This window comes from Streptococcus sp. UBA632 (genome assembly GCF_002300045.1).
GTDB lineage: Bacteria > Bacillota > Bacilli > Lactobacillales > Streptococcaceae > Streptococcus > Streptococcus alactolyticus.
Genome location: NZ_DBPA01000002.1, coordinates 1 through 5275, shown reverse-complemented (window position 1 = coordinate 5275; position 5275 = coordinate 1). Strand labels below are relative to the sequence as shown.

The following is a 5275-nucleotide window of genomic DNA, read 5'->3' as shown; positions in this document are numbered from 1 at the left end:
TAATTTTTGGGGTGCAGTTCAAAAACTTTGCTACTTTTGTTTTGATTAATAATCTGGTCGCAAAACACCTGTGACGGTTTCTTTAGTGGCTTCAATATCACCGTCAATAACAACGTCAATGATACGTTTGGCATCTTCTGGTGGACATGGAACCAATGGCAAGCGTAGCGGACCTGTTTCAAAGCCAAGGTAATTAAGCACAGCCTTAACAGGCGCAGGACTTGGGTAAGAGAACAAGGCATTCACTTTCGGAATGAATTGGCGTTGGATGGCAGCCGCTTTTTTAATGTCACTGTTTTCGATAGCTGTCAGCATGTCGTGCATCTCATCACCATTAACGTGAGAAGCAACCGAAATCACACCGTCTGCCCCAAGATTCATGGCATGGAAAGCATCACCGTCTTCACCTGTGTAAACCAAGAAATTCTTAGGTTTGTGTTCAATCAAGTAAGCCATATTGGCTAGGCTGGTACATTCTTTAACCCCAATAATGTTAGGGTGTTCAGCCAAACGCAGCATGGTTTCAGGAGTCATTTCAACCACTACACGACCTGGGATATTGTAGATAATGATTGGCAAATCGCTGGCATCAGCAATGGCTTTAAAGTGCTGATACATGCCTTCTTGCGATGGCTTATTGTAATAAGGAACGATGGCTAAACCAGCCGCAAAGCCTCCAAAGACCGCTACTTCACGAGCAAATTCAATGGAGTCGCGCGTGTCGTTTGTTCCGATACCAGCAATCAGTGGCACACGACCGTTGACGATTTTTTGAACTGCTGCAAACAACTCCAACTCTTCATCGTGGGTCAATGTTGGACTTTCTGCTGTTGTTCCTGCTAGTAAAAGTGCATCTGTGTGGTGAGCCAGCAAATGCTCCACCAATTTTGGCAATGCCCCAAAGTTAATAGAACCGTCTGCACTGAAAGGGGTGATCATCGCCGTAATGATTTTAACGTCTTTTAAATCTTCAATAGCCATCCTTATCTCCTATCCTTTTTGTCCTCTAATGTTCCTGTTTGTGTTTGCTTGGCTTATTTTAGTTCAAATTTTAATTCTTTTGTTGGGCGGACAAGACCACGTTCGTGAAGGGTTTCTGCAATTTGAACTGAGTTCCAAGCAGCACCTTTGAGGAGGTTATCTGAAACCACCCACATATGAATACCATTGGCAACATCCAAGTCCTTGCGAATACGACCAACGAAGGTTTCGCGTTTACCAACTGCATTAGCCGCTTGTGGATAAACTTGGTTAGCCACATCATCTTCAAGCACAGCACCTGGGAAGGCTGAGATAGCCGCTTTCACCTCATCAATCGGTGCCACTTCTTTGGTTTCAATGTAAACAGATTCTGAATGTGAATAAAGCACAGGCACACGCACACAAGTCGCAGAAACAGGAAGTTCTGGCTCTTCCATGATTTTCTTAGTTTCCTTGGTCATTTTCATTTCTTCATAAGTGTAATCGTTGTCTGTGAACACATCGATTTGTGCCAAGGCATTAAAGGCAATTGGGAAGTGTTTTTTGTCCCCACCGCATGGCAAAATGTCAGCGCGGAGGTCTTTTGGTTCAACACCGTCGTTCACCACTTCCTTGATTTCACGAAGGGTTTCATTAATAGCCGATTGGCCCGCACCTGAAACAGCTTGGTAAGTTGATACAATAACACGGCTCAAGCCCCATTTTTGGCGAATAGGTTCCAAAGCAACCATCATTTGAATGGTTGAACAGTTTGGGCAGGCAATGATTCCGTTGTGGTCATCTAGCGCGTGCGCATTAACTTCAGGAACAACCAAAGGCACATCTGGATTTTGACGGAAATAAGACGTGTTATCAACGACCACTGCTCCAGCTTTTACCGCATAAGGAGCAAATTTAGCTGACACTGAACCACCTGCTGAGAAAAGAGCAATATCAACGCCTTCAAATGACTCTTCAGTGGTCAATTCAACCGTCACATCCTGCCCCTTGTACTGCAAAACCTTACCAGCAGAACGAGAAGATGACAAAAGACGCACCTTGTCAATCGGGAGTGTTGATTGTTCCAATTGTTGAATCATGCGAGTTCCAACGGCACCTGTGGCACCAACGACAGCGACTGTATAGCCCATTTCAATACCTCTTCCTGTGAAAATAGTTGTAATAGCTATTCTCGAAATTTTCTAAAAATTATAGTGCTTCTATTATACTATTTTTTTAAGCAAAAAGAAAGTTCTCCTTTAAGCAAATTGGCTCCCATTTTTTGAAAATTTACAGGCTATTTTTAGGGATTTTACAAAGGATTCTTCAATTTGCACTAGATAATTCCCTAACAACATGATATAATGTAAGCGTTTAGACGAACAAATAAAGGAGTTCTACTTATGTCTTATAGTCAAAATTATGAAAAATGGTTAAACTTTGAACAACTCCCTGACTATCTTCGTCAGGAATTGCTCCAAATGGATGAAAAAACCAAAGAGGATGCCTTTTACACCAACCTTGAGTTTGGTACGGCTGGTATGCGTGGATACATCGGTGCTGGTACAAACCGCATCAACATCTACGTTGTTCGCCAAGCAACTGAAGGATTGGCAAAATTGATTGAAACAAAAGGCGACGAGGCTAAAAAACGCGGTGTAGCTATTGCTTACGATTCTCGTCACTTCTCACCTGAATTTGCCTTTGAATCAGCACAAGTTTTAGCCCAACACGGCATTAAAAGCTATGTGTTTGAATCATTACGTCCAACCCCTGAATTATCATTTGCCGTTCGTCATTTAGGCACATTTGCTGGTATCATGATTACTGCCAGCCACAACCCTGCACCATTTAACGGTTACAAAGTTTATGGTGAAGATGGTGGGCAAATGCCACCAGCTGATGCTGATGCTTTGACTGACTTTATCCGTACTATTGAAGACCCATTCACCATTGCTTTGGCTGACCTTGAAGAAAGCAAAGCTTCTGGCTTGATTGAAGTTATCGGTGAATCGGTTGATGCAGAATACCTTAAAGAAGTTAAAGACGTGAACATCAACCAAGACTTGATTGATGAATACGGTAAAGACATGAAGATTGTCTACACACCACTTCACGGTACTGGTGAAATGTTGGCACGTCGTGCCCTTGCTCAAGCTGGTTTTGACTCAGTTCAAGTCGTTGAAGCTCAAGCTGTTCCAGACCCTGATTTTTCTACCGTTAAATCACCAAACCCAGAAAACCAAGAAGCCTTTGCTCTTGCAGAAGAACTTGGCCGCAAGGTCGATGCTGACGTGCTTGTTGCCACTGACCCTGATGCTGATCGTCTTGGTGTTGAAATTCGTCAAGCAGACGGTTCTTACCGCAACCTTTCTGGTAACCAAATCGGTGCTATTATCGCTAAATACATTCTTGAAGCCCACAAATCAGCTGGTACATTACCAGAAAATGCAGCCCTAGCTAAATCAATCGTTTCAACTGAATTGGTGACAAAAATCGCTGAAAGCTACGGTGCAACAATGTTTAACGTCTTGACTGGTTTCAAATTCATCGCTGAGAAAATTCAAGAATTTGAAGAAAAACGCAACCACACTTACATGTTTGGTTTTGAAGAAAGCTTTGGTTATCTTATCAAACCATTTGTACGTGATAAAGATGCTATCCAAGCCGTTCTTATCGTGGCTGAAATTGCCGCTTACTACCGTTCACGTGGTTTGACACTTGCTGATGGTATCGAAGAAATCTACAAAGAATACGGCTACTTCGCTGAAAAAACTATTTCTGTTACCCTTAGCGGTGTTGACGGTGCTGCCGAAATCAAGAAAATCATGGATAAATTCCGCAACAACGCTCCAGTGGCATTCAACGAAACAGCTATTGCCAAAACAGAAGATTTCTTGGCGCAAACAGCTACTACTGCTGACGGTAGCGTGACAGCTTTGACAACGCCACCAAGCAACGTGTTGAAATACACTCTTGCTGATGATTCTTGGATTGCAGTTCGCCCTTCAGGTACAGAACCAAAAATCAAATTCTACATCGCGACAGTTGGAACTGACTTGGCTGATGCAGAAGCTAAAATTGCTAACATCGAAGCTGAAATCAACAACTTCGTCAAATAAGACAAAAGAGAGGAACTTTCTCTCTTTTTTTGCATACAAAATCCCTCGCAGACACCTGCAAGGGTTATTCATTAAGCACCAAAATTGCTAAATAACTGTTTAAAGAAGTTCACGATAGCATTCCACATTCTCACTAAAAAGTTTTGGCTTGATTGTAACGTATCTGCCGCATTAAAGTTCAAATTCATACCTTTAAAGGTTGATTTTGATTGTTCGACAATACTGTTTTTAAGTGAAGCTAGGGTTGAACGGAAGCTCTTGCTATTAACCACATCTGATTTTGATAAATTAACCGCGTAATTCACGATGAGGTTGACTTGGTTATTTGAAAGCACATTTTGCAGCTTGTAGTTGCTGAGGGTTTCATCGACAATTTTTTGAATATCTTCTTTAGAAGCCCCTTCGCCTGCGTCTGCTACGGCTGATTTGATATCAGCAAGTGCCACATTTAGCTGGTCGGCACTGTAACCACTGTTTCCTTCGTTTTCAGAATTGATAGTGGCTAAGGTGTCCAATTCTTCTTGGGCAAGTTCTTTGCTTTCGTCTGAAATCGTTGCCCCATTTTCTTCGAGTGAGTAATAAATACCTGCTAAGGCAGATTCACCAGTTACCGCGATAGGTGACGCCACTTCGATAGAAGCGTGCTCAATGCCTAAGGTTACCGCAGCATTACGGTACATATCCTTGGTCACTTTTGTGATGTTTTCAGGTGTGACAATGTTGACCGTAAGGACTTCAGAAGCGCCTAGTTTTTGGATTTTAACCGAAGAATACAACTGCAAGCTTGGGTCATCCGCGACATTCATAATTTTGGCATAGGCGCTTGTTGAAATGGTTTTGATGTTGGTGTCTTTTGACTCATTGTAATTCAACAAAGCCAAGGTTTGCGAACGCTGCTTATCTGATAAAGAATAGCCTAAAACATATTGCGGTTGCACATAAGTTTCATCAATAACATCTTGAACAGATTGTCCAGCAGCCTGCACTTGCACCGCGCCTATCATCGAAGCGATAAGCAGGGCAACTGCCACGAAATACTTTTTGATACTGAACATGATTTATTCCTTTCTTAATTAAACTCCTTTGTTATCATAATATTATAACATTTTTATAATATTTTTTCAAAACGAGGTGGTAATAAAAGCCCTGTAATAAAGGAAAAATCCATAGTGGAAAGTTCTAAAATGAAGTTA

Annotated in this window: 4 protein-coding genes; 1 reads left to right on the top strand and 3 read right to left on the bottom strand. The window is 41.9% G+C overall.

All coding sequences use genetic code 11. From position 1 onward, the window contains the following. Positions 1-45: 45 nt before the first annotated feature. Together dapA and B3473_RS00040 are read right to left on the bottom strand one after the other, a co-directional pair. A complete protein-coding gene (dapA, locus tag B3473_RS00045; RefSeq protein WP_154455511.1) occupies positions 46-981 on the bottom strand; it encodes a 4-hydroxy-tetrahydrodipicolinate synthase in 936 nt (311 codons plus the stop codon). 53 nt (positions 982-1034) lie between these two features. Beyond that, positions 1035-2111, bottom strand: a complete 1077-nt coding sequence (locus B3473_RS00040) for an aspartate-semialdehyde dehydrogenase (protein WP_154455512.1) — start codon at positions 2109-2111, stop codon at positions 1035-1037. 252 nt (positions 2112-2363) lie between these two features. Here B3473_RS00040 and B3473_RS00035 point away from each other — a divergent pair, with 252 nt between their 5' ends. Continuing rightward, the gene (locus B3473_RS00035; RefSeq protein ID WP_154455513.1) at positions 2364-4082 is read left to right on the top strand and encodes a phospho-sugar mutase; all 1719 of its coding nucleotides are present in this window, start codon (positions 2364-2366) and stop codon (positions 4080-4082) included. 71 nt (positions 4083-4153) lie between these two features. On the opposite strand, the gene B3473_RS00030 is transcribed toward B3473_RS00035, so the two are convergent. Continuing rightward, entirely contained in the window at positions 4154-5086 is a 933-nt protein-coding gene (locus B3473_RS00030) for a DUF1002 domain-containing protein (protein WP_235281277.1), read from the bottom strand. Between the last annotated feature and the right edge of the window lie 189 nt (positions 5087-5275).

Coding starts and splice junctions, on each gene's coding strand:
- dapA (WP_154455511.1), bottom strand. CDS start 981: ATGGCTATTGAAGATTTAAAAGACGTTAAAATCATTACGGCGATGATC.
- B3473_RS00040 (WP_154455512.1), bottom strand. CDS start 2,111: ATGGGCTATACAGTCGCTGTCGTTGGTGCCACAGGTGCCGTTGGAACT.
- B3473_RS00035 (WP_154455513.1), top strand. CDS start 2,364: ATGTCTTATAGTCAAAATTATGAAAAATGGTTAAACTTTGAACAACTC.
- B3473_RS00030 (WP_235281277.1), bottom strand. CDS start 5,086: ATGATAGGCGCGGTGCAAGTGCAGGCTGCTGGACAATCTGTTCAAGAT.